Origin of the sequence: Variovorax sp. CF313, assembly GCF_000282635.1 — a bacterium.
Classification (GTDB): Bacteria; Pseudomonadota; Gammaproteobacteria; order Burkholderiales; family Burkholderiaceae_C; genus Variovorax.
On sequence record NZ_AKIW01000005.1, the window covers coordinates 49,066 to 74,317 of the forward strand.

At 66.1% G+C, this 25,252-nt stretch carries 21 protein-coding genes; 17 read left to right on the forward strand and 4 right to left on the reverse strand.

Going from position 1 to position 25,252, the window contains the following annotated elements:
- Window positions 1-64 precede the first annotated feature (64 nt).
- Window positions 65-658, forward strand: coding sequence for an MFS transporter (locus PMI12_RS01290; RefSeq protein ID WP_007828222.1), 594 nt, complete (start codon window positions 65-67; stop codon window positions 656-658).
- Window positions 655-2,469: a dihydrolipoyl dehydrogenase gene (gene lpdA / locus PMI12_RS01295; RefSeq protein WP_007828227.1), complete on the forward strand. Its 1,815-nt coding sequence runs from the start codon at window positions 655-657 to the stop codon at window positions 2,467-2,469. The genes PMI12_RS01290 and lpdA (PMI12_RS01295) overlap by 4 nt, the downstream gene beginning before the upstream one ends.
- Before the next feature lie 74 nt (window positions 2,470-2,543).
- Here the strand turns inward: lpdA (PMI12_RS01295) and PMI12_RS01300 are convergent, their stop codons facing one another.
- A complete protein-coding gene (locus PMI12_RS01300; RefSeq protein ID WP_042672602.1) occupies window positions 2,544-3,119 on the reverse strand; it encodes a C40 family peptidase in 576 nt (191 codons plus the stop codon).
- Window positions 3,120-3,360: 241 nt separating this feature from the next.
- Between PMI12_RS01300 and PMI12_RS01305 the strand changes: the two genes are divergently transcribed.
- Window positions 3,361-4,491: a PQQ-dependent sugar dehydrogenase gene (locus PMI12_RS01305; RefSeq protein ID WP_007828235.1), complete on the forward strand. Its 1,131-nt coding sequence runs from the start codon at window positions 3,361-3,363 to the stop codon at window positions 4,489-4,491.
- A gap of 15 nt (window positions 4,492-4,506) precedes the next feature.
- Here the strand turns inward: PMI12_RS01305 and PMI12_RS01310 are convergent, their stop codons facing one another.
- Complete coding sequence (locus tag PMI12_RS01310; RefSeq protein ID WP_007828236.1) at window positions 4,507-5,304, reverse strand: alpha/beta fold hydrolase; 798 nt, start codon at window positions 5,302-5,304, stop codon at window positions 4,507-4,509.
- A gap of 132 nt (window positions 5,305-5,436) precedes the next feature.
- Between PMI12_RS01310 and PMI12_RS01315 the strand changes: the two genes are divergently transcribed.
- From PMI12_RS01315 to PMI12_RS01345, 7 genes are all read left to right on the forward strand, one after another.
- Window positions 5,437-6,039: an isochorismatase family protein gene (locus PMI12_RS01315; RefSeq protein WP_007828237.1), complete on the forward strand. Its 603-nt coding sequence runs from the start codon at window positions 5,437-5,439 to the stop codon at window positions 6,037-6,039.
- 111 nt (window positions 6,040-6,150) lie between these two features.
- Window positions 6,151-8,088 (forward strand): propionate--CoA ligase, encoded by a 1,938-nt coding sequence (locus PMI12_RS01320; RefSeq protein ID WP_081502603.1) that lies wholly within the window; start codon window positions 6,151-6,153, stop codon window positions 8,086-8,088.
- Window positions 8,089-8,266: 178 nt separating this feature from the next.
- Window positions 8,267-11,143, forward strand: coding sequence for a 2-oxoglutarate dehydrogenase E1 component (locus PMI12_RS01325; RefSeq protein ID WP_007828239.1), 2,877 nt, complete (start codon window positions 8,267-8,269; stop codon window positions 11,141-11,143).
- A gap of 55 nt (window positions 11,144-11,198) precedes the next feature.
- A complete protein-coding gene (gene odhB / locus PMI12_RS01330; protein WP_007828240.1) occupies window positions 11,199-12,458 on the forward strand; it encodes a 2-oxoglutarate dehydrogenase complex dihydrolipoyllysine-residue succinyltransferase in 1,260 nt (419 codons plus the stop codon).
- An 18-nt stretch (window positions 12,459-12,476) separates the two neighbouring features.
- A complete protein-coding gene (lpdA, locus tag PMI12_RS01335) occupies window positions 12,477-13,907 on the forward strand; it encodes a dihydrolipoyl dehydrogenase (protein ID WP_007828241.1) in 1,431 nt (476 codons plus the stop codon).
- A 13-nt stretch (window positions 13,908-13,920) separates the two neighbouring features.
- Window positions 13,921-15,021: a cell division protein ZapE gene (gene zapE / locus PMI12_RS01340; RefSeq protein WP_007828243.1), complete on the forward strand. Its 1,101-nt coding sequence runs from the start codon at window positions 13,921-13,923 to the stop codon at window positions 15,019-15,021.
- Window positions 15,018-15,671, forward strand: a complete 654-nt coding sequence (locus PMI12_RS01345; protein WP_007828245.1) for a hypothetical protein — start codon at window positions 15,018-15,020, stop codon at window positions 15,669-15,671. The genes zapE and PMI12_RS01345 overlap by 4 nt, the downstream gene beginning before the upstream one ends.
- Before the next feature lie 26 nt (window positions 15,672-15,697).
- Here the strand turns inward: PMI12_RS01345 and PMI12_RS01350 are convergent, their stop codons facing one another.
- Window positions 15,698-16,471 carry a PP2C family protein-serine/threonine phosphatase gene (locus tag PMI12_RS01350; protein ID WP_007828247.1) on the reverse strand — a complete coding sequence of 258 codons (774 nt, stop codon included), beginning with the start codon at window positions 16,469-16,471 and terminating at the stop codon, window positions 15,698-15,700.
- 106 nt (window positions 16,472-16,577) lie between these two features.
- Between PMI12_RS01350 and PMI12_RS01355 the strand changes: the two genes are divergently transcribed.
- The gene (locus tag PMI12_RS01355) at window positions 16,578-16,781 is read left to right on the forward strand and encodes a YdcH family protein (RefSeq protein WP_007828249.1); all 204 of its coding nucleotides are present in this window, start codon (window positions 16,578-16,580) and stop codon (window positions 16,779-16,781) included.
- Window positions 16,778-18,856 carry an ATP-dependent DNA helicase gene (locus tag PMI12_RS01360; RefSeq protein WP_007828250.1) on the forward strand — a complete coding sequence of 693 codons (2,079 nt, stop codon included), beginning with the start codon at window positions 16,778-16,780 and terminating at the stop codon, window positions 18,854-18,856. The genes PMI12_RS01355 and PMI12_RS01360 overlap by 4 nt, the downstream gene beginning before the upstream one ends.
- A 7-nt stretch (window positions 18,857-18,863) precedes the next feature.
- On the opposite strand, the gene PMI12_RS01365 is transcribed toward PMI12_RS01360, so the two are convergent.
- A complete protein-coding gene (locus tag PMI12_RS01365; RefSeq protein WP_007828252.1) occupies window positions 18,864-19,670 on the reverse strand; it encodes an outer membrane protein assembly factor BamD in 807 nt (268 codons plus the stop codon).
- A gap of 50 nt (window positions 19,671-19,720) precedes the next feature.
- Between PMI12_RS01365 and PMI12_RS01370 the strand changes: the two genes are divergently transcribed.
- From PMI12_RS01370 to rlmN, 5 genes are all read left to right on the forward strand, one after another.
- Window positions 19,721-20,719, forward strand: coding sequence for an RluA family pseudouridine synthase (locus tag PMI12_RS01370; RefSeq protein WP_007828258.1), 999 nt, complete (start codon window positions 19,721-19,723; stop codon window positions 20,717-20,719).
- Between the two features lie 128 nt (window positions 20,720-20,847).
- Window positions 20,848-21,696 (forward strand): SMC-Scp complex subunit ScpB, encoded by an 849-nt coding sequence (scpB, locus tag PMI12_RS01375; protein ID WP_007828273.1) that lies wholly within the window; start codon window positions 20,848-20,850, stop codon window positions 21,694-21,696.
- Entirely contained in the window at window positions 21,693-23,501 is a 1,809-nt protein-coding gene (locus PMI12_RS01380) for a pseudouridine synthase (protein ID WP_007828275.1), read from the forward strand. The genes scpB and PMI12_RS01380 overlap by 4 nt, the downstream gene beginning before the upstream one ends.
- Before the next feature lie 153 nt (window positions 23,502-23,654).
- Entirely contained in the window at window positions 23,655-24,080 is a 426-nt protein-coding gene (ndk, locus tag PMI12_RS01385) for a nucleoside-diphosphate kinase (protein WP_007828277.1), read from the forward strand.
- A 21-nt stretch (window positions 24,081-24,101) separates the two neighbouring features.
- Entirely contained in the window at window positions 24,102-25,250 is a 1,149-nt protein-coding gene (rlmN, locus tag PMI12_RS01390) for a 23S rRNA (adenine(2503)-C(2))-methyltransferase RlmN (protein WP_007828279.1), read from the forward strand.
- The last annotated feature ends 2 nt before the right edge of the window (window positions 25,251-25,252 follow it).

Below are 25,252 nucleotides of genomic sequence, written 5' to 3' on the forward strand. Positions count from 1 at the left end.
GAGCACCTGCGGTGCTCCCCCCAGAGGGGGGCGCCTCCCTTGGGGCGGCCCGGCGGGAGGCGCTATGACCACCGTAGTGGCCGTCCGCAAAGGCGGCCAGGTCACGATGGCAGCCGATTCTCTGGTGACCTTCGGCGACACGCGGCTTTCGCACCGCGCCGAGGCGAACCAGAAGATCTTCACCGTCGAGGATGCGGCGGGGCAGAGCCTGTTCGCGGTGGCTGGTGCCGCCGCGCACTTCCTGGTGCTGCAGCACGCGCTGGCCGCGCAGCCGCGCGAGCAGTTGCTGTTCGGCAGCAAGCACGAGATCTTCCGCACCTTCACGATGCTGCATCCGGTGCTGAAGGACTCGTTCTTCATGCAGACCAAGGAAGACGAGCACGAGCCCTACGAGTCGAGCCAGTTCACGATGCTGCTGGCCAACCAGAGCGGCATCTACGGCATCTACAGCTACCGCGAGGTGTTCGAGTTCAAGGAGTTCTGGGCCATCGGCTCGGGACGCAGCTTTGCGCTCGGCGCCATGCACGCGGCCTATGACATCAAGTCGCGCAACTCGCGCGACGTGGCGGAGGCAGGCATCGCCGCCGCCTGCGAATTCGATCGCAATTCGGCCCCACCGGTCGACGTTCTCACACTCAAACTGAAAGTGTCCAAATGAGCGAACAACAAATCAAGGTGCCCGACATCGGCGACTTCGACGAAGTGGCAGTGATCGAGGTGCTGGTCAATGTAGGAGACACGGTCAAGGCCGAGCAGTCGCTGATCACGGTCGAATCGGACAAGGCCTCGATGGAGATTCCGTCGTCCGCTGCCGGCGTGGTGAAGTCGCTGGCCGTGAAGGTGGGCGACAAGGTCAAGGAAGGCTCGGTGGTGCTGACGCTGGAGGTGGACGGTGCCGCGGCGGCAGCGCCTGCAGCGGCCGCACCGGCGCCCCCCGCATCCAAGGCAGCGCCCGCACCGGCCCCTGCATCGGCGGCCGTGGCGGTGTCGAGCTATGGCGGCAAGGTCGATGTCGAATGCGACGTGATCGTGCTCGGCGCCGGCCCCGGCGGTTACTCGGCCGCCTTCCGTGCCGCTGACCTGGGCCTGAAGGTCGTGCTGATCGAGCGCTACGCCACCCTCGGCGGCGTGTGCCTGAACGTCGGCTGCATCCCGTCGAAGGCGCTGCTGCACGTGGCTTCCGTGATGGACGAGGTCAAGCATTTCGCCGACCTCGGCGTGAGCTTCGCCGCGCCCACGGTCGACCGCGCCAAGCTGCTCGGCCACAAGAACAAGGTGGTGGGCAAGCTCACCGGCGGCCTCACGGCCATGGCCAAGATGCGCAAGGTGACGGTGCTGCGCGGCGTCGGCAACTTCATCGATCCGTACCACCTCGAGGTGGAAGAAACCTCCGGCACGAGCTGGGGCACCACCGGCAAGAAGCAGACGGTCAAGTTCCGCAACGCGATCATCGCGGCCGGTTCGCAGTCGGTGAGCCTGCCGTTCATGCCGAAGGACCCGCGCGTGGTCGACTCGACCGGCGCGCTCGAGATGGGCACCGACCCCAAGCGCATGCTGATCCTGGGCGGCGGCATCATCGGCCTCGAAATGGGCACGGTGTATTCCACGCTCGGCGCGCGCCTGGACGTGGTCGAGATGCTCGACGGCCTGATGCAGGGCGCCGACCGCGACCTCGTGAAGGTCTGGCAGAAGATGAACACCCCGCGCTTCGACAACATCATGCTCAAGACCAAGACGGTCGGCGCCGAAGCCACGAAGGAGGGCATCAAGATCACCTTCGAGGGCGAGAACGCGCCGAAGGAACCGCAGGTCTACGACCTCGTGCTGCAGGCCGTGGGCCGCAGCCCGAACGGCAAGAAGATCGGCGCCGAGAAGGCAGGCGTCACGGTGAGCGACCGGGGCTTCATTCCGGTCGACATCCAGATGCGCACCAACGTGCCCCACATCTTCGCCATCGGCGACATCGTGGGCCAGCCCATGCTGGCGCACAAGGCGGTGCACGAGGCGCACGTGGCAGCTGAAGTCATCGCCGGCGAGCAGAAGGGGGACAAGGAGTTGTCCAGCGCCGCCTTCAATGCCCGCGTGATCCCCAGCGTCGCCTACACCGACCCCGAAGTGGCGTGGGTCGGCCTCACCGAGGACCAGGCGAAGGCCGAGGGCATCAAGGTCAAGAAGGGGCACTTCCCGTGGACGGCCTCGGGCCGCGCCATTGCCAACGGCCGCGACGAGGGCTTCACCAAGCTGCTGTTCGATGCCGAAACGCACCGCATCCTCGGCGGAGGCATCGTCGGCACGCATGCCGGTGACATGATCGGCGAGATCGCTCTGGCGATCGAGATGGGCGCGGACGAGATCGACATCGGCAAGACCATCCACCCGCACCCGACGCTGGGCGAAAGCATCGGCATGGCGGCGGAAGTGGCGCATGGCACCTGCACGGACCTGCCGCCGGCGAAGAAGGCCGCATGACCCAGGGCGCGACCGAGCGCCCATGAAAAAATCCCGCCGAGGCGGGATTTTTTTCGTCCTGGTTTGCGGAGGGCTCAGTTGCCGGTGTTGGCGAGAGCCGCAGCCTTGACTTCTTCCGTCGGTCCGCCGAGCACGCGGCGGGCGCCGTCGAAGCGGTGTTGCCAGTAGCTTCCGTTCATGTCTTCCACGCGAACCTGGGCGCCGGAGCGGGGCGAGTGGATGAACTTGCCTTCGCCGACGTAGATGCCGACATGGCTGAAGGCGCGGCGCATGGTGTTGAAGAACACGAGATCGCCGGGCTTGAGCTGGCTGCGATCGATCTTCTCGGTGGCGGCGGCTTGCTCTTCGGCGCGGCGCGGGAGCATGTGGCCCACGGTCTGGTTGTACATGGCGCGAACGAAGCCGCTGCAATCGAAGCCCGATTCGGCGGTGTTGCCGCCGCGGCGGTATGGAACGCCGAGGAAGCCGATGGCGGTCACCACGAGATCCGAAGTGCGTTCGGTGACGGTCTGGCGAACCTGCTTGAGCTGTCCGATGATGCCCTTGTCGGCGAGCATTCGTGCCAACTCGTCATCGGTCTTGTCTTGTTGGGGGGCCGCATGAACGGCGACAGCAAATAGAAGGGACGCGGGAAGGACGAAAAAACGCATGGCGCGTAGGATATTGATGACGCGCGGTTATGTCAATTTAAACAGAATTAGCGAATCCGTTTGTAAGCCATTGATTTACATGGGAAATTTTAATCCGGGCCAAGAAAAAATGTAACGGCGAACGTTTATGGCCCATAAGCGGTTGACCTCGAAAGGTCCTTCGGACCGCGGGCTGATCAACGCTTTTGCTGGATTCAGTCGCTATTTCCATTCAAGATCGCGTCAACTTCACGGAAAAGCCATGAATTTGCCGCGTCTATCACTTTTGGCTTCTCTTCGTCCCTGGACATTTGTCACGGTAATCGGTTTCTGCGCCACCGCCGCGGCGCAGATGAGGCCTGAAACGTTGGTTACCGGTCTTGAAAACCCGTGGGGCGTCGCCTTCCTCCCGGGTGGCCGTTTCGTGGTGACGGAGCGGCCCGGCCGCCTCCGGCTGGTCGGTGCCGACGGGAAGATCTCGGCGCCCATCGCGGGCTTGCCTCTCATCGCGGCGGGCGGGCAGGGCGGCTTGCTCGATGTGCTGGCCGATTCCGACTTCGAGAAAAACCGCACGCTGTACTTCTGCTTCTCCGAACCCGATGCCGGCGGTTCGGCCAACAGCACCGCGCTGGCCCGCGCCAATCTGTCGGCCGACGGCACCAAGCTCGAGGGGCTGAAGATCATCTTCAGCCAGCAGCCCAAGGTCGCGAGCCGCAACCACTTCGGCTGCCGCATCGTAGAGGCGCGCGATGGCGCGCTGTTCCTCACGCTGGGCGACCGCTTCAGCCGCAAGGAAGACGCGCAGAAGCTCGACAACCACCTGGGCAAGATCGTGCGCATCGGCAAGGACGGCACGGTGCCCAAGGACAACCCCTTCGTCGGCAAGGCGGGCGTGCTGCCCGAGATCTGGAGCTACGGCCATCGCAACGGACAGGGCGCCACGCTTGCGCCCGACGGCCGCCTCTGGATGACCGAGCACGGGCCGCAGGGCGGCGACGAAATCAACATCTCGCAGGCCGGCCGCAACTACGGCTGGCCCGTCATCACCTACGGCGAGAACTACGGCGGCGGAAAGATCGGCGACGGCATCACGGCCAAGGAGGGTATGGAGCAGCCGCTGCACTACTGGGTGCCGTCGATCGCGCCGTCCGGCATGGCGTTCCTGACCAGCGACCGCTACGGCGCGGGCTGGAAGGGCAACCTGTTCGTGGGCTCGCTCAAGTTCGGCTATCTCGACCGCATCGAGCTGAAAGGCGCAAAGGTGGTCGCCGAGCACAAGCTGCTGGCCGAGGGCCGCGCCCGCATACGCGACGTGAAGCAGGGGCCGGATGGATTGCTCTACGTGCTCACCGACGAAGCCGACGGCAAGCTGCTGCGCCTGCGGCCGAACTGAGTTCGGCGCGAATTTTCAGCCAGGGCAGCCCGGCAGCGGCAAGGTCGGCAGCATCCGGCGCCAGAGGCGGTTCCACTCAGGCCAGTCGTGGCCGCCTTCTGTCGTGAAAACGCGCTCGGGCGGCAGTACGTTCGCCAGTAGCCGGTTGCTGAAGGCAAAGCGGTCGTCCACGCCGTAGCCCAGATAGAGCGGCGGCCGCGCGCCTGCCGTGTTCGTGAAGCCCGCGTAACCGCGCAGCCATTGCCAGAGCTGCGTCTCGTTGGGCGTTCGCGGAGGGCTCGCGGCCGGGTCGACCAGCGGCCCGTTCCACCTGGCGAGGCCGCCCGCGTTGGCGATGTCCGTGCCGAGCGCGCGCTCGCCGAGATAGGGCGCGAGCGTCACCACCCCGGCGAGTTCGCCGGGGTGTGTCTGCGCATAGAGCATTCCGCCGAAACCGCCGAGGGAAATGCCGACGAACCAGATGTGGCGGTAGCCCTGGCTGCGCGCCGGCGCGACCACGTCGGCGCTCAGGCGATCGAGGATGGTCTTGTCGTTGTAGTAGCCCAGATGTGCGTCGACCAGCATCACGTCTGCCGCGACGCGATTCTCCTGAACGGCATGGACGAAGCCCTCGCGCGCGAACTCGTCGGGCGCCGAGTAGGCGCCGGGAAGCATGACCAGCAGCGTGTCGACCTCGCCGCGTGCGCAGCTGCTCTTTTCGAGCGAAGTCGCCATCGGCACCACGGCCTTGCGCACGCCGCCGCAGGCCACGGCGAGCAGCGCGGCGCCGAGGCCCAGCGCCGCGAGGCACGCCCGTTTGGAGAACAGCTTCATGCGTCGCAGTTTAGGCGTGCCTCGATGCGGGCAGACGGCCCGTGCCGGCGGGCGCACGTCGAGAGAGCCCGATGCGGTCCTTTCGGTGGTACGGTTCAGCCCAACTCAACCGATACCTGAAAGACACCGCTCATGCTGCTCGACGCCTCGCTCTCCCAACTCGTTCTGGTCGACTACCAGGCGCGGCTGATGCCGGCGATCTTCGAGGGCGAGGCCGTCGCGCAGAACGCAGTGCGCCTCGGCAAGATGGCGCACCTGTTCCAGGTGCCGGTGTTCGGCACCGAGCACAACCCCTCCAGCCTTGGCGAAAACCTGCCCGACGTCCGCGCGCTGTGCCAGCGCACCCTGTCGAAGATGCATTTCAGCGGCGTGGAGGAAGGCCTCGGCGAATGGCTGCGCGTGCCGGCCAAGGCGCCGCAGGGCAATGCGCGCAGCCTGCCAAAGCATCTGCAAAAGCCCGCCGCCGCGGCCGAGGAGCGCAACAGCATCGTGATCGCCGGCTGCGAAGCCCATGTCTGCCTGCTGCAGACCGCGCTCGACCTGCTGGAAGACGAGTTCGAAGTCTGGGTCGTGACCGATGCCTGCAGTTCGCGCACCGAGCGCAACCGCGACGCGGCCTTCGACCGGCTGGCGGGTGCCGGTGCCGAACTCGTGACGACCGAGATGGTCGGTTTCGAGTGGCTGCGCACGGCGGAACACCCCGCGTTTCCTGAATTGCTTTCGCTCGTCCGGTAACCGCATCTGCGGCGGGAGGCAGGGCTCGGCCGGATTGTTCCGGCCGTCAGCTTGCTGCAAGATCGGTCTCCATAATTATGAATTCAGTTTTGGTGGTGCCGCCAGACCCGAATGAATGACAGGAGACATACCCAGATGAGCCGCTACGAAGAGTTCTATCGCCAATCCGTCGATGCGCCCGAGGCCTTCTGGGCCGAGCAGGCGAAGCTGATCGACTGGCAAAACCCCGCGCAACAGATCCTGGATGCCAGCCAGCCGCCTTTTGCGCGCTGGTTCGCCGGCGGCACGACCAACCTGTGCCACAACGCGGTCGACCGGCATCTGGCCGCGCGGGGCGATCAGCCCGCGCTGGTCTTCGTCTCCACCGAAACCGGCGTCGAGAAGAGCTGCAGCTTCAACGAGTTGCATGCCGAGGTGCAGCGCACCGCCGCCAGCCTGATCGAACTCGGCGTGGGCAAGGGCGATCGCGTGCTCATCTACATGCCGATGATTCCCGAGGCCGCCTTCGCGATGCTGGCCTGCGCGCGCATCGGCGCCATCCATTGCGTGGTGTTCGGCGGATTCGCCAGCGGCTCGCTGGCTACGCGCATCGAGGACGCCGAGCCCAAGGTGATCGTGAGCGCCGATGCGGGCTCGCGTGGCGGCAAGGTCATTGCGTACAAGCCCTTGCTCGACGAGGCGATCCGCCTGTCGAAACACAAGCCCTCGGCGGTGCTGCTCACGGACCGCGGCCTCGCATCCATGGACCTGACTGCGGGCCGTGACCACCTGGCCGCCGAACTCAGGCGCAAGCACTTCGACGCCAAGGTGCCCTGCACATGGCTCGCCTCCACCGACATCAGCTACACCATCTACACCAGCGGCACGACCGGCAAGCCCAAGGGCGTGCAGCGCGACGTGGGCGGCTACGCGGTCGCGCTGGCCGCCAGCATGAAGCACATCTTCGACGGCCGACCCGGCGAAACCTACTTCTCGACCAGCGACATCGGCTGGGTGGTGGGCCACAGCTACATCGTCTACGGCCCGCTCATCGCGGGCATGGCGACGATCATGTACGAGGGCCTGCCCACGCAAGGCATCGACCGGCAGCCCGACGGCGGCATCTGGTGGCGACTCGTCGAAAAGTACAAGGTGACGGTGATGTTCAGCGCCCCCACCGCGGTGCGCGTGCTCAAGAAGCAGGACCCGGCGCTGTTGAAGAAGTACGACCTGTCGAGCCTGCGCGCGCTGTTTTTGGCGGGCGAGCCGCTCGACGAGCCCACCGCACGCTGGATCAGCGAAGGCCTGGGCGTGCCGATCATCGACAACTACTGGCAGACCGAATCGGGCTGGCCGATGATCACCATCGCCAACGGCGTGGAGGCCAAGCCCAGCAAGTTCGGCAGCCCGGGCGTGCCGATGTACGGCTACCGCATCAAGATCCTGCATGAATCGACCGGCGAAGAACTGACCGCCCCGAACGAGAAGGGCGTGGTGGTGGTCGAAGGCCCGACGCCGCCCGGCTTCATGCAGACCGTGTGGAAGGACGATGCGCGCTTCGTCAACACCTACTGGAAGAGCGTGCCCGGCAAGATGGTCTACTCGACCTTCGACTGGGGCATTCGCGACGAAGACGGCTATTTCTACATCCTCGGTCGCACCGACGACGTGATCAACGTGGCAGGCCACCGCCTCGGCACGCGCGAGATCGAGGAGAGCATCTCGGGCCACGCCAACGTGGCCGAGGTCGCTGTGGTGGGCGTGGCCGACGCGCTCAAGGGCCAGGTCGCGATGGCCTTCGTCGTTCCCAAGGACGGCAAGGCCGTGGGCGACGCCGATGCGGCACTCAAGCTCGAAGGCGAGATCATGAAGATGGTGGCAGACCAGCTCGGGGCGCTGGCGCGGCCAGCGCGCGTGCGTTTCGTGAGCGGCCTGCCCAAGACGCGCAGCGGCAAGCTGCTGCGCCGTGCCATCCAGGCCGTGTGCGAGCAGCGCGACCCGGGCGACCTGACCACCATCGACGACCCCGCCACGCTGCAGCAAATCAAACAGTTACTCTCTTCCGCCTGAATGAGCAGTGGAGGGGTTGCGAAGCTCCTTTGGGCCGTCATATGGTTGACGTGGCACAATGCCAAGGTACTCAGGCCCTTCCCCAGCCACAGTCGCATCCGCCAATCGGTTCAGCCGTGTCGCGGAAGGTTTCTTAACCAGCTAGTGCTTCCTTCAGGGAAGCGAAGGTCAGCGGATCATGAGCGATTCTTCTACGCCCACGGCGTACACAGCCTATCAAGGCAACACCTACCTCTTCGGTGGCAATGCGCCCTATGTCGAAGAGATGTACGAGAACTACCTCGCCAACCCCGGCAGCGTGCCCGACAACTGGCGTTCGTATTTCGACGCGTTGCAGAACGTTCCCGCCGCCGATGGCACCAACACCCGCGACGTTCCGCACCTGCCGGTCATCAATGCTTTCGCCGAACGTGCGAAGCAGGGCACGACCAAGGTCGTGCAGGCCAGCGGCGCTGATTCCGAGCTCGGCCGCAAGCGCACCTCGGTCCAGCAACTGATCGCCGCCTACCGCAACGTCGGCGCCCGCTGGGCCGACCTCGACCCGCTCAAGCGCGCCGAGCGTCCCTCGATCCCGGAACTCGAACCCTCGTTCTACGGCTTCACCGACGCAGACCTCGAGACGGTGTTCAACACCAGCAACACCTTCTTCGGCAAGGAGACCATGTCGCTGCGCGACCTGCTCAACGCCTTGCGCGAAACGTACTGCGGCACGATGGGCGCCGAGTACATGTACACCACCGACCAGAACCACAAGCGCTGGTGGCAGCAGCGGCTCGAGAGCGCCCGCACCAACCCCAAGCTGAGCGCCGAGCAGAAGAAGCACGTGCTGAACCGCCTCACGGCCGCCGAAGGCCTCGAGCGCTTCCTGCATACCAAGTACGTCGGCCAGAAGCGCTTCTCGCTCGAAGGCGGCGAGAGCTTCATCGTCGCGATGGACGAACTGATCAATCAGGCCGGCGCCAAGGGCGTGCAGGAAATCGTGATCGGCATGGCCCACCGCGGCCGCCTGAACGTGCTGGTCAACTCGCTCGGCAAGATGCCGGCCGACCTGTTCGCCGAGTTCGACCACACCGCCCCCGAAGACCTGCCCAGCGGCGACGTCAAGTACCACCAGGGCTTCAGCTCGGACGTGACCACCCCCGGCGGCCCGGTGCACCTGAGCCTCGCGTTCAATCCCTCGCACCTCGAGATCGTGAACCCCGTGGTCGAAGGCTCGGTGCGCGCCCGCATGGACCGCCGCGGCGACCCGCTGGGCAAGCAGGTGCTGCCCGTGATCGTGCACGGCGACGCCGCCTTCGCAGGCCAGGGCGTCGTGATGGAAACGCTGGCGCTGGCCGAGACCCGTGGCTACTCCACCGGCGGCACGGTGCACATCGTCATCAACAACCAGATCGGCTTCACCACCAGCGACCCGCGCGACAGCCGCTCGACGCTGTACTGCTCGGACATCGTCAAGATGATCGAGGCGCCGGTGCTGCACGTGAACGGCGACGACCCCGAAGCCGTGGTGCTCGCCACCCAGATCGCGCTGGACTTCCGCATGGAATTCCAGAAGGACGTGGTCGTGGACATCATCTGCTTCCGCAAGCTGGGCCACAACGAGCAGGACACCCCCTCGCTCACCCAGCCGCTCATGTACAAGAAGATCGCAGTCCACCCCGGCACGCGCAAGCTGTACGCCGACAAGCTGGCCGCGCAAGGCCTGGGCGACACGCTCGGCGACGACATGGTCAAGGCGCAGCGCGCCGCCTTCGACGAAGGCAAGAACACCGTCGACCCCGTGCTGACCAACTTCAAGAGCAAGTACGCCGTCGACTGGAGCCCGTACCTCAACAAGAAGTGGACCGACGCCGGCGACACCGCCATTCCCTCGAGCGAGTGGAAGCGCCTGGCCGAGAAGATCACCTTCGTGCCCGAGGGCTTCACTGTGCACCCGCTCGTGAAGAAGGTGCTGGATGACCGCGCCGCCATGGGCCGCGGCGACGTGAACGTCGACTGGGGCATGGGCGAGCACATGGCCTTCGCATCGCTGGTGGCCAGCGGCTACCCGATCCGCCTGTCGGGCGAAGACTCGGGCCGCGGCACGTTCACGCACCGCCACGCCGTGCTGCACGATCAGAACCGCGAGAAGTTCGACACCGGCACCTATACGCCGCTGCAGAACGTGGCCGACAACCAGGCGCCGTTCGTCGTGATCGACTCGATCCTGTCGGAGGAGGCCGTGCTCGCATTCGAATACGGCTACGCCTCGAACGACCCGAACACGCTCGTGATCTGGGAAGCCCAGTTCGGCGACTTCGTGAACGGCGCGCAGGTGGTGATCGACCAGTTCATCGCTTCCGGCGAAGTGAAGTGGGGCCGCGTCAATGGCCTCACGATGATGCTGCCGCACGGCTACGAAGGCCAGGGCCCCGAGCACAGCTCGGCTCGCCTGGAGCGCTTCATGCAGCTGAGCGCCGACACCAACATGCAGGTGGTGCAGCCGACCACGGCCAGCCAGATCTTCCACGTGCTGCGCCGCCAGATGGTGCGCAACCTGCGCAAGCCGCTGATCATCCTGACGCCCAAGTCGCTGCTGCGCAACAAGGACGCGACCTCGCCGCTGTCCGAGTTCACCAAGGGCAGCTTCCAGACCGTCATTCCCGACAGCAAGGGCCTGAAGGCCGAGAAGGTCAAGCGCCTGATCGCCTGCTCTGGCAAGGTCTACTACGACCTGGCCAAGAAGCGCGAAGAGCAGGGCACCGAGGACGTGGCGATCATCCGCGTCGAGCAGCTCTACCCCTTCCCGCACAAGGCTTTCGCTGCCGAGATCAAGAAGTACCCGAACCTCGTCGACGTGGTGTGGTGCCAGGACGAGCCGCAGAACCAGGGCGCCTGGTTCTTCGTGCAGCACTACATCCACGAAAACATGCAGGACGGCCAGAAGCTCGGCTACTCCGGCCGTGCTGCCTCGGCATCGCCGGCGGTGGGCTACTCGCACCTGCACCAGGAACAGCAGAAGGCGCTCGTCGATGGCGCGTTCGGCAAGCTCAAGGGCTTCGTGCTGACCAAGTAATCAAAAGCCTTTTTTCACACGAACACCCTGAAGAAAAAATCGGAGCTCACTCCAAATGTCTATCGTAGAAGTCAAAGTCCCCCAGCTTTCCGAATCCGTGGCCGAAGCCACCATGCTCACCTGGAAGAAGAAGGCCGGCGAAGCCGTCGCCGTCGATGAAATCCTGATCGAGATCGAGACCGACAAGGTCGTGCTGGAAGTGCCCGCGCCCTCGGCTGGCGTGCTGGCCGAAATCGTGCAGCCCGATGGCGCCACCGTGGTGGCCGATCAGCTGATCGCCAAGATCGACACCGATGGCAAGGCTTCGGCCGCCGCACCGGCGGCTGCGCCTGCCGCAGCTCCGGCTGCCGCCGCGCCTGCACCGGCAGCTGCTGCCGCCGCCACCGGCGGTTCGAAGGCCGACGTGGCCATGCCCGCCGCCGCCAAGCTGCTGGCCGACAACAACCTGAAGACCAGCGACGTGGCCGGCACCGGCAAGGACGGCCGTGTCACTAAGGGCGACGTGCTCGGCGCGGTCGCTTCGGGCGCCAAGCCCGCGGCCACCATTCCCGCACCGGCCGCCAAGCCCGCACTGCCGCAAGTCGCCGCGCCCACCAGCGCGCCCGACCTGGGCGAGCGCCCCGAGCAGCGCGTGCCGATGAGCCGCCTGCGCGCCCGTATCGCCGAGCGCCTGCTGCAGTCGCAATCGACCAACGCCATCCTGACGACCTTCAATGAAGTGAACATGGCGCCCGTCATGGAGCTGCGCAAGCGCTTCCAGGACAGCTTCACCAAGGAACACGGCGTGAAGCTCGGCTTCATGAGCTTCTTCGTGAAGGCCGCGGTGCACGCACTGAAGAAGTACCCGGTGATCAACGCCTCGGTCGACGGCAACGACATCCTGTACCACGGCTACTTCGACATCGGTATCGCCGTCGGTTCGCCGCGCGGCCTGGTGGTGCCGATCCTGCGCAATGCCGACCAGATGAGCTTTGCCGACATCGAGAAGAAGATCGCCGAGTTCGGCAAGAAGGCACAAGACGGCAAGCTGGGCATCGAAGACATGACCGGCGGCACGTTCTCCATCTCGAATGGCGGCACCTTCGGCTCGATGCTCTCGACCCCGATCATCAACCCGCCCCAGTCGGCCATCCTCGGCGTGCACGCCACCAAGGACCGCGCCGTGGTCGAGAACGGCCAGATCGTCGTTCGCCCGATGAACTACCTCGCCATGAGCTACGACCACCGCATCATCGACGGCCGTGAAGCCGTGCTGGGCCTGGTCGCCATGAAGGAAGCGCTGGAAGACCCGTCGCGCCTGCTGTTCGACATCTGATCCGGGAGAAAGAACCAGATGGCAAACAAGCAATTCGACGTCGTCGTCATCGGCGGCGGCCCCGGCGGCTACATCGCGGCGATCCGCGCCGCGCAGCTCGGCTTCAACGTGGCCTGCATCGACGAGTGGAAGAACGGCAAGGGCGGCCCCGCACCGGGCGGCACCTGCACCAACGTCGGCTGCATCCCCTCGAAGGCGCTGCTGCAATCGTCGGAACATTTCGAGCAGGCCGGCCACCACTTCGTGGACCACGGCATCAAGGTCGAAGGCCTGGGCCTCGACATCGACAAGATGCTGGCCCGCAAGGACCAGGTCGTGAAGCAGAACAACGACGGCATCCTGTATCTGTTCAAGAAGAACAAGATCAGCTTCTTCCATGGCCGCGGCTCGTTCGTGAAGACCGATGCAGCCGGCTACGAGATCAAGGTGGCGGGCGCCGCCGAAGAGTCGATCAGCGGCAAGCACATCATCGTGGCCACGGGCTCCAATGCCCGCGCGCTGCCGGGCACGCCGTTCGACGAGGAGAACATCCTCTCGAACGACGGCGCGCTGCGCATCGGCGCTGTGCCGAAGAAGCTGGGCCTGATCGGTTCGGGTGTCATCGGCCTCGAGATGGGTTCGGTGTGGCGCCGCCTCGGCGCGGAAGTCACGGTGCTCGAAGCACTGCCGACGTTCCTGGGCGCTGTGGACGAGCAGATCGCCAAGGAAGCCAAGAAGGCCTTCGACAAGCAGAAGCTCAAGATCGAGCTCGGCGTGAAGGTCGGCGAGATCAAGTCGTCGAAGAAGGGCGTGAGCGTTGCCTGGACCAACGCCAAGGGCGAAGCCCAGACGCTGGAAGTCGACAAGCTGATCGTGTCGATCGGCCGCGTGCCCAACACCATCGGCCTGAATGCCGAAGCCGTGGGCCTGAAGCTCGACGAGCGCGGCGCCATCAACGTCGATGACGACTGCAAGACCAACCTGCCCAACGTCTGGGCCATCGGCGACGTGGTGCGCGGCCCGATGTTGGCGCACAAGGCCGAGGAAGAGGGCGTTGCCGTGGCGGAGCGCATCGCGGGCCAGCATGGCCACGTGAACTTCAACACGGTCCCGTGGGTGATCTACACCAGCCCCGAGATCGCATGGGTCGGCCAGACCGAGCAGCAGCTCAAGGCCGCGGGCCGTGCATACAAGGCCGGCACATTCCCGTTCCTCGCGAACGGCCGCGCACGCGCGCTGGGCGACACGACCGGCATGGTCAAGTTCCTGGCCGACGCAGCGACCGACGAGATCCTGGGCGTGCACATCGTGGGTCCGCAAGCGAGCGAACTGATCTCCGAAGCCGTGGTGGCGATGGAGTTCAAGGCCAGCGCGGAAGACATCGCGCGTATCTGCCATGCGCACCCGTCGCTGTCGGAAGCCACGAAGGAAGCGGCACTCGCCGTGGACAAGCGCACGCTGAACTTCTGATCTCACCGATCTTTTGACCAGCGTCAAACAGGCCTACGAGGCGGAACTCGCTACGCGCGGGTTCAGGAGCGATCCCGCGCAGCTGCGCGCCGTGGAGGCGCTGGATCGCTGCGCCAACGAATGGGCCGCCTACAAGGCCCAGCGCTCGAATGCGCTGAAGAAGTTCATCAACCGGCCGGAGCTCCCGCGCGGCGTCTACATGTACGGTGGCGTCGGTCGGGGCAAGAGCTTCCTGATGGACCTGTTCTTCAATGCGGTGCCGCTGCGGCGCAAGACGCGCCTGCACTTTCACGAGTTCATGCGGGAAGTGCACCGCGAGCTGCGCGAGTTGCAGGGCACGGTGAACCCGCTCGACGAGCTGGGGCTGCGCATATCGAAGCGCTACAAGCTGATCTGCTTCGACGAGTTCCATGTGGCGGACATCACCGACGCGATGATTCTTCATCGGCTGCTGGTGTCGCTGTTCGAGAACGGCGTGGGCTTTGTCACCACCTCGAACTTCAAGCCCGACGATCTGTATCCCGGTGGCTTGCACCGTGACCGCATCCTGCCGGCCATTGCGCTCCTGAACGAGAAGCTAGAAGTGCTGAGCGTCGACAACGGCACCGACTACCGGCGCCGCACGCTCGAACAGCTGCGCATGTACCTCACGCCGAACGACGGTGCCGCCGAGAAGGAGATGCGCAAGGCCTTCGACAAGCTGGCCGAGACGGCTGACGAAAACCCGATCCTGCACATCGAGCAGCGCGAGATCCGCGCACTGCGCAAGGCCGGCGGCGTGGTCTGGTTCGATTTCAAGACGCTGTGCGGCGGTCCGCGCTCGCAGAATGACTACCTCGAGATCGCCAGCCAGTTTCACACTGTGCTGTTGTCCGACGTGCCGCACATGCCGGTGCGCATGGCCTCGGAAGCGCGCCGTTTCACCTGGCTGGTCGACGTCTTGTACGACCGGCGCTGCAAGCTCATCATGTCGGCTGAGGTTCCGCCCGAGGCGTTGTACACGGAAGGGCCGCTGTCGCACGAGTTTCCGCGCACGGTCTCCCGGCTCACCGAAATGCAATCGAGCGAGTTTCTCGCCCTCGAACGCCGCATCGTCGACACCCGACTCACATGAAAAAAATCGCTCTTGCCCTGCTGATGACGTTGGCCAGCCTTCCGCTGTGGGCACAGTCCAATGCCGCTACGGGCAGTGCCGACCTCGAGGCCGAGAAGCGCCGGCTCTCCAGCGAGCGCGAGGTCATCGAGAAGCGCTTTGTCGAAGAGCGGGCCGCCTGCTACAAGAAGTTCGCGGTGGAAGACTGCCTGCGCGAGAGCCGGGGCCGGCGTCGCAAGGAAACCGACAATATCAAGCGGCAGGAAACAGCGATCAACGACATCCAGCGCCAGCGCAGCGGCGCGGCCGAGCTGCAAAAGCTTGACCAGAAGGCCGGCACCCAGCGCCCGCAGGACACCCGCGAGAAGCAGGAGGAGTCGATCCAGGGCCAGAGGGACCGCGAGCAGCGCGCGGCCGACCATGCGGCCAGCCGCGCCGCCACGGCCGCCGATGCTGCCGAGCGCGAACGCCAGTTTCGGTCCAAGCAGCAGGCCCATTCCGACGAGCAGGCCAAGGCCGCCCAGCGGCAGGCCGAGGCGCCTGCCGCCGTCAAGCGTTTCGAAGACAAACTGAAGCGGGCCGAAGAGCACAGGGCCAGCCGCGAGCGGCAGAACGCCAATCGCAGCAAGCCGCGCGCGGCGCCGCTGCCGCCGCCGCCGGCCACACCCTGAGCGGGGCAAGAAGGCAGGGGCGCCGCTCAGGCGGTTGTCGCCGGCAGCGGATCGAACTTCAGGACGACAATCGAGATGTTGTCGCCCGTGCCCCGGGCTCGGCGGCGCGCTTCACCCACCAGGATTTCGACCGCATCGCGCGGCGGCTGCGCGTACAGCACGCTCGCCAGCTCTTCGGGGCTGAAGTAATGCCACAGCCCGTCGCTGCAGGCCATCAGCAGGTCGCCCGGTTCCATCTTCGGAATGTAGTAGGGGTCGATGGGCGGCGGCGTGGTCGTCATGCCCAGGCAGCCGAGCAGGATGTTGCCTTGCGGGTGGACGTTGGCCTGGGCCTCGGTGATCTGGCCGCGGTCGATCAGCACCTGCACGTACGAATGGTCGCGCGTGCGCTTGACGAGCTGCCCGTCATGGAAGTGATAGATGCGCGAGTCGCCGGCATGGATCCAGGCACAGTCGCCCTTGGGGGTCATGAGGAAGGCCGCGAGCGTGCTGTGCGGCTCCTGTTCGCTGGAAACGGCGGTGAGCTTGATGACCGTGTGCGAGTCTTCGAGGATCTGCTTCAGCACGGCTTCGGGGTCGTCGCGGCTGGGCTGGTAGCGGGCGAAGAGCTGGCGTGCCGTCATCAGCACCTGATCGGAGGCCTTGCGCCCGCCGCTGCGCCCGCCCATGCCGTCGGCCACGATGCCCAGCACGCAGCCAGGCACGCGTGGATGGCTCATCATCAGCACCTGGTCTTGTTGGTACGGGCGGTCTCCCTTGTGGAGTCCGGTGGCCGCGGCGAGTCGAAAGCCTTGGGTCATGAGGCATATGCGCCGAAGCGCGTGTTTCTGTCTTCTCGGAGATTCGTGTCAGGACGTATTATCGAATGAACATGCGCCGCGAAAACCTCGCAGCCGCTCCCCACCGTTGGACTCCAATCTTCACTCCCTTTCCCGCCAGCTGATCGAATTGCGCATCGAGCATGCCGATCTCGACGCCACCATCGACCGGCTGGCTGAGGGCTCGCCGCAAGACGAGCTGTTGCTGCGGCGCCTGAAAAAGCGCCGCCTCGCACTGCGCGACCAGATCGCGCGCCTCGAAAACGACCTCGACCCGAAAGAGCCGGCGTGACGGGGGCGCTCGAAGACCAGGTGCGCGACGCCTTCGCGCAGGACGGCGCGCTGTCGCGTGCCGCCGAGCAGTTCCGCGAGCGCGCGGGTCAGACCGAGATGGCGATAGCCGTGGCCCGCACCATCGACCAGGGCGGCGTGCTGGTGGTCGAAGCGGGCACCGGGGTGGGCAAGACTTTTTCGTATCTCGTGCCGGCCCTGCTGAGCGGCGAACGCGTACTGCTCTCGACCGCCACCAAGACGCTGCAGGACCAGTTGTTCGGCCGCGACCTGCCGCGTCTTGTCGAAGCCTTCGGGCTGCCAGTGCGCACCGCGCTGCTCAAGGGGCGCGGCAGCTATCTTTGCCTGCACCGGCTCGATCTGGCGCGCCACGATGCCTCATTGCCTGAACGCGGCAGCTTGCGCACGCTTGCCAAGATCGAGCAGTGGTCGAAGGCCACGCGCACCGGCGACCTGGCCGAGCTGCCGGGGCTGGACGAGCGCTCGCCGCTGATCCCGCTGATCACCTCCACGCGAGAGAACTGCCTGGGCGCGCAATGCCCGCAGTTCAAGCCCTGCCATGTCAACCTGGCACGGCGCGAGGCGCTGGCGGCCGACATCGTGGTCATCAACCACCATCTGTTCTTTGCCGACCTCGCGGTACGCGAGACCGGCATGGCGGAGCTTCTGCCGACCGTGAGCGTGGTGGTGTTCGACGAAGCGCACCAGCTCAACGAAACCGGCGTGCAGTTTCTCGGTGCGCAGCTCGGCAGCGGGCAGGCGCTCGACTTTGCGCGTGACATGCTGGGTGCCGGCCTGCAGCATGCGCGCGGCCTGGTCGACTGGCAGCAACTGGTCGCGGCAGTCGAGCGCGCCGCGCGCGAACTGCGGCTCGTGGTCGGCAAGCAATGGCCCGGCGCCAAGCTGCGCTGGCTGGGTGCCTCGCCCGAGGGTGTCGATCCCGATGCGTGGCAGCAAGCGCTGGACGACCTGCTGCAAGCGTTCGAGCTGTCGGCCGAGGGGCTCGCCACCGTCAGCGAAATCTCGCCCGACTTCGTGCGGCTGCACGAGCGGGCCCGCCAACTCGCGAAGCGCATCGCGCGCTTCGCCCTGCCATGCGAGAGCGATTCGGTGCGCTGGGTCGATGTGGGCTCGCAGCTGCGGCTCATCGAATCGCCGCTGGACATTGCCGACGCCATGCGCAAGCGGGTGCTCAAGATCGCCGAGGCAGACCCCGATGCGGCCGATGGCGACGACGAGGATCTCGACGGCTATGGCGAGCGGCCGGCGCGCGAGACGGCGGCGCAGCAAGATGGCGGCCGCGCCTGGGTCTTCACCTCCGCAACGTTGGGCGACGAGCCCACGCTGCGCTGGTTCACCGAGCCCTGCGGCCTGCAGGACGCGGAAGTGCTGCGCGTGCAAAGCCCGTTCGACTATGCCTCGCAGGCTGCGCTCTATGTGCCGCGTGCGTTTCCCAAGCCCAACGATCCGTCGCACAGCCAGCGCGTCGCGCAACTGGCCGCGCGCGGCGCGACCGAGCTGGGCGGCCGCACGCTGGTGCTGACGACCACGCTTCGCGCACTGCGCACCATCGGCGACGAGATGAGGCAGCAATTCGAACTGCTCGACGCGCAAGCGCGCCCCGAAGTGCTGGTGCAGGGCGAGCTGCCCAAGCGCGTGCTGATGGATCGCTTCCGCGAAGGCGCGAGCGCCGGGCGCGCAGGCTGCGTGCTGGTGGCGTCGGCCTCGTTCTGGGAAGGCTTCGACGCACCGGGCGATGTGTTGCAACTGGTGGTGATCGACAAGCTGCCGTTCCCGCCGCCGAACGATCCGCTGGTCGAGGCGCGCTCACAGCGCCTTGAAGCGCAGGGGCGCAGTTCGTTTGCCGACTATTCGCTGCCCGAGGCGGCCGTGGCGCTCAAGCAGGGGGCGGGCCGATTGATTCGGCGCGAAACCGACAGCGGCGTACTGGCGATCTGCGATACGCGGCTGGTGGCCATGGGCTACGGCCGCCGGTTGCTGGCGGCGCTGCCACCGATGCGGCGGCTCGAAAACGAATCGGATTTCGAGGCCGCGCTGGACGCACTCAAGACTTAGTTAGGGGCTACCAGAGCTTCCACCAGGGATCGTCCTTGCCCTTGAAGCCGTTCGCGAGGTAGGTGCTCTTCGGATAGTTGGTGGTCAGCACGCGTTGGGTGTCGTCGCGCAGGTCTTTCATGCCGAGGGCGTCGTACGACTTCACCATGATGTACAGGGCTTCTTCGAGCGCCGGTACTTCGCGGTAGTCGGACAGCGCGACCTGGGCGCGGTTGATGGCCGCCAGGTAGGCGCCGCGCGAATAGTAGTAGCGCGCCACGTGAACTTCGTACTGCGCGAGCGAGTTCACGATGTAGTTCATGCGCTGGCGCGCGTCAGGGGTGTAGCGCGACTCGGGGAAGCGCGTGACGAGGTCCTTGAACGACTCGAAAGATTCCTTGGCGGCCTTCTGGTCGCGCTCGGACAGGTCCTGGCGCGTCATGAACGCGAACATGCCAAGGTCGTCGTTGAAGTTGATCACGCCCTTGAGGTAGAGCGCATAGTCGATGGCGGGGCTCGCCGGATGCAGCTTCATGAAGCGGTCGACGGTGGCGATGGCGTTCGCCTTTTCGCCCGACTTGTACTGGGCGTAGGCCTTTTCGAGCTGCGCCTGCTGCGCGAGCGGCGTGCCGGCGGCGCGGCCTTCGAGCTTCTCGTACAGCGGCACGGCCTTGTCGTAGGCGCCCGATCCGGCCTCGTCCTTGGCTTCCGAATAGATGCGGTTGGGGCTCCAGTTGGCGGTCTTGTCGACGGAGGTCGACGAGCAGCCAGCAGCCAGCACAGCCGCGGCGCTGAGCGCGATCCAGGCGGGGACCGATAATTTGGCGCGAAACATCACATACGGCTTTCGTGAAACAGTTGCCCTCAATTATATCGACCGACCCTTTGGGCAATACCCCCGAGGCACTGGAGGTGCCCGAGTTCGAGGAGGGGGCCGATCCGATCGAACCCAGCGAGCAGCGGCCCTTCGTCATCGACCCGGCCCAGCACGGCCAGCGGCTCGATCGCGCGCTCGCCGCGCTGGTGCCCGAGTTTTCCCGCAGTTACCTGCAGCAGCTGATCGAGGCTGGCGCTGTCGAGCTGCAGGGCCGCACGCTGACCAAGGTCTCGGCCACCGTCAAGGCGGGACAGGCCGGCCGCATCGAGCTTCGTCCCACACCCCAGAGCCAGGCCTTCCGGCCCGAGCCGATGGACATCGTCACCGTGCACGAGGACGAACACCTGCGCATCGTCGACAAGCCCGCCGGCCTGGTCGTGCACCCGGCGCCGGGACACTGGAGCGGCACGCTGCTCAATGGCCTGCTGGCGCTGGACCCGAGGGCCGTGCTGCTGCCGCGCGCCGGCATCGTGCACCGGCTCGACCGCGACACCAGCGGCCTGATGGTGGTGGCGCGCACCCGGGCCGCCATGGATGCGATGGTGGCGCTGATCGCTGCGCGCGAGGTCAAGCGGCAGTACCTGGCCATCGGCCACAAGCCGTGGGAGGGGGCCGCGGGCCGGCAGGTCGACGCCCCCATCGGGCGCGATCCGCGCAACCGGCTGCGCATGGCTGTGGTCGATCTCGAGCGGCATGCGGGCAAGACGGCGCGCACGCTGATCGAGCGGCTCGACAGCAACGCCGAAGGCTGCGCCGTGCGCTGCACCCTCGAAACCGGGCGCACCCACCAGATCCGCGTGCACATGGCGTCGATCGGCCATCCGCTGGTGGGCGATGCGCTCTACGGCGGGGTGCCGGCTGCCGGGCTGTCGCGGCAGGCGCTGCATGCATTCAGGCTGGCCTTCGTGCATCCCGTCACACAAGCGGCGCTGGAGTTCCGCTCGCCGCCGCCCGCCGACCTCGTCCAGGCTTTGCGGGCCTGGGGGCTGGATTACAATCGCGCCTGACGGCCCGAGAGCCGCGCCGGTCACCCGAGGCCGGCCTTGCGTTGCATTTGCCGCGTGCCTGCAGCGCCTACTCCTTTCATCCTTCTGAACTAGCGCCCCGAGGCGCCTTTTCCCGGATAACGCGAACCATGAATACGGCGGATGCCAAGCGCATTCTCGAAACCGCCTTGATCTGTTCGAGCCAGCCGTTGCCGGTGCGCGATATGCGCGTGCTGTTCGACGACGAGCTGGGCGCGGACACCATCAAGGTGCTGTTGCTCGAATTGCAGGAAGACTGGGCGCAGCGCGGCCTGGAGCTGGTGAGCGTCGGCAGCGGCTGGCGTTTCCAGAGCCGGCCCGAGATGCGCGACCACCTCGATCGCCTGCACCCCGAGAAGCCGCCGCGCTACACCCGCGCCGCACTCGAGACGCTGGCCATCATTGCCTACCGGCAGCCGGCCACGCGCGGCGACATGGAAGACATTCGTGGCGTGACGATCAACTCGCTGATCCTCAAGCAGCTGGAAGACCGCGGCTGGGTCGAGGTCATCGGCCATCGCGAAACGGTCGGCCGTCCGGCGCTGTATGCAACCACGCGCCAGTTCCTCGACGACCTGGGCCTGGCCTCGTTAGACCAGTTGCCACTGATCGAAACGCCCGCGCAGCAGGCAGCGCTGGTCGATGCCCTCGAGCAGGCGTCCGGCGAGCAGCAGGGGTTGCCCATCGATGCCGCGCCCGAGATCGAAGCGCTGGCAGAGGGCGATGCGGATGCATCGGGGATGGCAGAGCTGGAGTCTTCCGCCGCCGAAGCCGCCGAGGCGCAGTTTGCCGAGAACGCCGCAGGCACCGAATCTCCCATCGAGCCCGAACCCGAGCTCGCGCCGGAACCCGAATCCATACCCGAGCCCGAGTCCGCTCAGGCACCGTCGCCAGAACCCGATGCCCCGTCCCAGGACGAGGTCGACCCCCACGCTCCCTCTCCCGGAAAAACCTCATGAGCACAACCGACACCGAAGACGCGGCGATGCTGCCGGCCGAGCCCGAAGTCAAAAAGAAGAAAAGGGCGGCCCCGTCCAGGAAGGCCGCAGGTGATGCTATTGAATCGGTAGCGCCGGAGGCAGCTGCGCAGGAAATCGCTGCACCGGTGGAGGCCGAGGCGCCCAAGAAACCGAGAGCGCCCCGCAAGAAGAAGCCGGTCGAGCCGTCCATGGCGGATGAAGCGGTGGCTTTGCCTGTTGCACAGCCCCCCGAGGCGATCGCGCCGGCGGTCGTTGCCGCCGAGGAAGCTCCGGTTGTCGCCGTCGCCGCTGAAGAGGCCCGCAATCCCGCACCGGTCGAAGCCGATCGCAACAGCAGCGATGACGGCGAAGAAGAGCGGGACGAAGACGAAGAAGAGCCCGACGAAGAAGAAGACGACCTCGACCGCGCCCGCCGCGCCGCAGAGCGCGAACAGCGCAACGCGCCGCCGCCCGAGCCGATCCGTTTCTCGGACGTCATCTCCGGCCAGTTCGACGCCGACGAAGAAAGCCCCGAAGTCCCGCCGCTCAAGCGCGTGCTTCTGCCCGAGGCGGATTCGCCCAAGCTGCACAAGGTGTTGGCGCAGGCCGGCCTGGGCTCGCGGCTCGAAATGGAGCAGCTGATTCTTCAGGGCCGCATTTCCGTCAACAACGAGCCGGCCCACATCGGCCAGCGCATCCAGTACGGCGATCAGGTCAAGATCAACGGCAAGCCGATCCGCTACCGCATCGCGCCTCCGCCGCCGCGCGTGATCGCGTACCACAAGCCCGTGGGCGAGGTGGTCACGCACGACGATCCGCAGAACCGCCCGACCGTGTTCCGCAAGCTGCCGCGCCTGCAGCAGGGCAAGTGGCAGTCGGTCGGGCGCCTCGACCTGAACACCGAAGGGCTGCTGCTGTTCAGCAGCTCCGGCGACCTGGCCAATCAATTGATGCACCCGCGCTTCGGCCTGGAGCGCGAGTACGCGGTCCGTGTGCTGGGCGCGCTCACCAGCGAAGAAAAGCAGAAGCTGCTCGACGGGGTGCGCCTCGACGATGGCATGGCGCAATTCGGCACCATCGAGGACGGCGGCGGCGAAGGCTCGAACTGCTGGTATCGCGTGACCATTTCCGAAGGCCGCAATCGCGAGGTGCGCCGCCTGTTCGAGTCGGTGGGCCACGCGGTCAGCCGGCTGATTCGCATCCGCTACGGCGCCATGGTGCTGCCGCGCGGCCTGAAGCGCGGCGCCTGGATGGAACTCGACGAGCGTGATATTCGCGCGCTGTTCCAGGCTTCCGGCGGCGCGGTTGCCCGGCCCGGCCCGCAGCAGCGTGGCCCGGGGCAAGAGGGTGGTGGCGGCAATGGCCGAAGCGGGCGCAACAAGAAGCGCCGCGGCAATCGCAATGGTGGTGGCGGCCAGCAGCCGCGCGACATGCGCGATGCTCGCGACGAAGGCAGCCGGGAAGCGCCGATCCCGAATCCGCTGGGCGATGGTCGTCCGCCGCGCGGTGACCGGGGTGGCCGTCCCAATCGTGGCGGTGGCAACGGCGGTCCGCCCCAGGGGCAGGGACGCCGCGGCAACAGCGGCAACCGCCAGGGTGGCGGCAATCGCCAGCAGGGCGACGACCGTCAACCCAGCGGCGCCAACCAGCCCGATCCAATGAAGACCTCGCTGGGCTACATCGGCGCCGACAGCTTCTCGCGCCAGCGCAAGGAGCAGCGCGCAGGCCCGCGTCGTGGTGGCGGCGGCGGTGGCGGCTTCGGCGGCCAGGGCGGCCAAGGTGGCGGCCGCCGCCGCGGGCGCTGAAAGCCAGCCGTCGGTACGCGGCCTTTCGCGGGGTTTTCACCAATCCGAAAGGCTGCGCCGGTTAAAATCAGAGGCTTTGTCGACATGTGATGCAACAAGCGCGTCGCAGTTGTGACAAAACACTTCAAAATCAAAGCTCCAGGAAGCATTTCAATGGCTATCGAACGTACCCTTTCCATCATCAAGCCCGATGCAGTTGCCAAGAACGTCATCGGCAAGATCGTTTCCCGTTTTGAAGCTGCCGGCCTCAAGGTCGTCGCCGCCAAGCTGGTGCACCTGTCGCGCAACGAAGCCGAACAGTTCTACGCCGTGCACAAGGAGCGTCCCTTCTTCAAGGACCTGGTCGAGTTCATGATCTCGGGCCCCGTGTTCGTGCAAGTGCTCGAAGGCGACAACGCCATCGCCAAGAACCGCGACCTGATGGGCGCCACCGACCCGAAGAAGGCCGCTGCCGGTACCATCCGCGCCGATTTCGCCGACAGCATCGATGCCAACGCCGTGCACGGTTCGGACGCTGCCGAAACCGCAGCGAACGAAGTCGCTTTCTTCTTCGCCGGCCTCAACGTCTACGCGCGCTGAAGCTGTCTGCCGATCGATTCCATGACCACGGCCAATCTGCTCGAATTCGATCTCGAGGGGTTGGCTGCGTTCTGCGAAAAACTCGGCGAGAAGAAATTCCGCGCCACGCAGCTGTTCCGCTGGATCCACCAGCGTGGCGCCAGCGACTTCGCCCAGATGACCGATCTGGCGAAGTCGCTGCGCGAGAAGCTCGCGACCACGGCGCGCGTGGAGGCCTTGCAGGTCATCACGCAGCACGAATCCAAGGACGGTACGATCAAGTGGCTGTTCGACGTCGGTGACGGCAATGCCGTCGAAGCCGTATTCATTCCAGAGGACGACCGCGGCACCCTGTGCGTGTCGTCCCAAGCCGGCTGTGCGGTCGGATGCCGCTTTTGCTCGACAGGGCATCAGGGCTTCAGCCGCAACCTGAGCACGGGCGAAATCGTCGCCCAGCTCTGGTTTGCCGAACACTTCCTGCGCAAGCACCTGAAGCGCGACGAACGCGTCATCTCCAACGTGGTGATGATGGGCATGGGCGAGCCGCTGCAGAACTACTCGGCGCTCGTGCCCGCGCTGCGCACCATGCTCGACGACAACGCCTACGGGCTGTCGCGCCGTCGCGTGACGGTGTCGACCTCCGGCGTGGTGCCCATGATCGACCGCCTCGGCGCCGATTGCCCGGTGGCCATGGCCGTCTCGCTGCATGCGCCCAACGATGCGCTGCGCGACGACCTCGTGCCGCTCAACCGCAAGTACCCGATCGCCGAACTGATCGAGGCCTGCAAGCGCTACCTGGCGCATGCACCGCGCGACTTCATCACCTTCGAGTACTGCATGCTCGACGGAGTGAATGATCAGCCCGAGCATGCGCGGCAGCTCATCGAGCTGGTGCGTACGCACGGCATCTCGTGCAAGTTCAACCTGATCCCGTTCAACCCCTTTCCGGCGTCGGGCCTGCTGCGCTCACCGCAGCCACGCGTACTGGCATTCGCCAGGACGCTGAGCGAAGCCGGCCTCGTGACCACCGTGCGCAAGACGCGCGGCGACGACATCGACGCCGCCTGCGGCCAGCTCGCTGGCGACGTCAAGGACCGCACCCGTGCGGCCGAGCGCATGGCGCAGCGCCGCGCGGCGGAGCGCCCCATTGTTTTGCATCCGGTCCGCAAGACCACCCCCCAGGAGCACTGAAC

What these genes read in the sequence shown, in the direction of transcription:
- PMI12_RS01290 (WP_007828222.1), top strand. Translation starts at nt 65, where the DNA reads ATGACCACCGTAGTGGCCGTCCGCAAAGGCGGCCAGGTCACGATGGCA.
- odhB (WP_007828240.1), top strand. Translation starts at nt 11,199, where the DNA reads ATGTCTATCGTAGAAGTCAAAGTCCCCCAGCTTTCCGAATCCGTGGCC.
- lpdA (WP_007828241.1), top strand. Translation starts at nt 12,477, where the DNA reads ATGGCAAACAAGCAATTCGACGTCGTCGTCATCGGCGGCGGCCCCGGC.
- ndk (WP_007828277.1), top strand. Translation starts at nt 23,655, where the DNA reads ATGGCTATCGAACGTACCCTTTCCATCATCAAGCCCGATGCAGTTGCC.
- scpB (WP_007828273.1), top strand. Translation starts at nt 20,848, where the DNA reads ATGAATACGGCGGATGCCAAGCGCATTCTCGAAACCGCCTTGATCTGT.
- PMI12_RS01300 (WP_042672602.1), bottom strand. Translation starts at nt 3,119, where the DNA reads ATGCGTTTTTTCGTCCTTCCCGCGTCCCTTCTATTTGCTGTCGCCGTT.
- PMI12_RS01320 (WP_081502603.1), top strand. Translation starts at nt 6,151, where the DNA reads ATGAATGACAGGAGACATACCCAGATGAGCCGCTACGAAGAGTTCTAT.
- PMI12_RS01305 (WP_007828235.1), top strand. Translation starts at nt 3,361, where the DNA reads ATGAATTTGCCGCGTCTATCACTTTTGGCTTCTCTTCGTCCCTGGACA.
- PMI12_RS01345 (WP_007828245.1), top strand. Translation starts at nt 15,018, where the DNA reads ATGAAAAAAATCGCTCTTGCCCTGCTGATGACGTTGGCCAGCCTTCCG.
- PMI12_RS01315 (WP_007828237.1), top strand. Translation starts at nt 5,437, where the DNA reads ATGCTGCTCGACGCCTCGCTCTCCCAACTCGTTCTGGTCGACTACCAG.
- PMI12_RS01350 (WP_007828247.1), bottom strand. Translation starts at nt 16,471, where the DNA reads ATGACCCAAGGCTTTCGACTCGCCGCGGCCACCGGACTCCACAAGGGA.
- PMI12_RS01325 (WP_007828239.1), top strand. Translation starts at nt 8,267, where the DNA reads ATGAGCGATTCTTCTACGCCCACGGCGTACACAGCCTATCAAGGCAAC.
- PMI12_RS01310 (WP_007828236.1), bottom strand. Translation starts at nt 5,304, where the DNA reads ATGAAGCTGTTCTCCAAACGGGCGTGCCTCGCGGCGCTGGGCCTCGGC.
- PMI12_RS01380 (WP_007828275.1), top strand. Translation starts at nt 21,693, where the DNA reads ATGAGCACAACCGACACCGAAGACGCGGCGATGCTGCCGGCCGAGCCC.
- rlmN (WP_007828279.1), top strand. Translation starts at nt 24,102, where the DNA reads ATGACCACGGCCAATCTGCTCGAATTCGATCTCGAGGGGTTGGCTGCG.
- PMI12_RS01365 (WP_007828252.1), bottom strand. Translation starts at nt 19,670, where the DNA reads ATGTTTCGCGCCAAATTATCGGTCCCCGCCTGGATCGCGCTCAGCGCC.
- lpdA (WP_007828227.1), top strand. Translation starts at nt 655, where the DNA reads ATGAGCGAACAACAAATCAAGGTGCCCGACATCGGCGACTTCGACGAA.